Source organism: Psychrobacter sp. 1U2 (assembly GCF_051847575.1).
Window position 1 is genome coordinate 1 of record NZ_JBPYDC010000586.1, and the last position, 958, is coordinate 958.

The following is a 958-nucleotide window of genomic DNA, read 5'->3' on the forward strand; positions in this document are numbered from 1 at the left end:
TGGGCTATTGTGAACCCAAAATAAAAGTATCTATAGAACGGTGCTAGCAGTTATAGCCTGCTCAGGCATCACGTTTTAATTATTAGACTGTATGCTAATATTTTTAGGTAAACAGTATCAATCAATACTAATAATCGCCTGCATACGATCGGCGATATTGACATTTGCACAGAATATTGTCCGAAAAATCTACATAGTATTGTTAAAATCAAATTAATAGCTTTAGTATAACATCAATTGTATAACCTACGAGAACGCAGCAGTGATTTACCCCTATAGATGACTACTCAGTTGTCTAAGTATTATTGTAATAAGTATTAATTTTTCTGTATCACATAAACGTCAATTTTTTGCTAAATAAAAGTGAAATTGTAAGTAAAAATTACAACACATCATTGTTTATTTATAGAACGTTATTGCATAATGATTGCCAATATTTAAGTTTTTTTACCAAGTTGACAATATTGAGTCAGTTAGGTCAATCAATAAATTATTTGTTGTTGTATATAAGTTATTGAGCCGTGAATAGGATATAGTTGACAGCATAAAGAACAAAAATAAAAGTTCAAAGACTCTCAAATTTATCAAACAGATTTATTATATAGCTCTGTTATACATGGATATAGTTTGTAGACATCATCTATAAGCGGATGTCTATTCATTTATAAATTTTGCAGTAAAAAGCTCGCTAATTTCTTACTGTCAATGCTTGGTTCAAAAGTTATGATTGAAAACTGGACAAAAGAAGTCGTCATTCAACGCCTGCTCGCTATTACCTTACTGATAATGTTATTTATTCTGTGCTTTCAGGTAGTGCAGTTTTTTATTGTACCAGCTTTATGGGCAGCGATATTAGCCTACGTGACTTTTCCAATCTATACCTTTTTTCATGAAAAAGTCAGACTTAGTCCGGATTTTAGTGCTGGTATTATGACGGTCAGTATCTCGTTGATTATCG

The 958-nt window shown here is 31.4% G+C and carries 1 pseudogene; it reads left to right on the forward strand.

Going from position 1 to position 958, the window contains the following annotated elements:
• Nucleotides 1-723: 723 nt before the first annotated feature.
• Nucleotides 724-958 (forward strand): annotated as a pseudogene (locus ACS8FD_RS17445) (AI-2E family transporter); the annotation flags it as partial.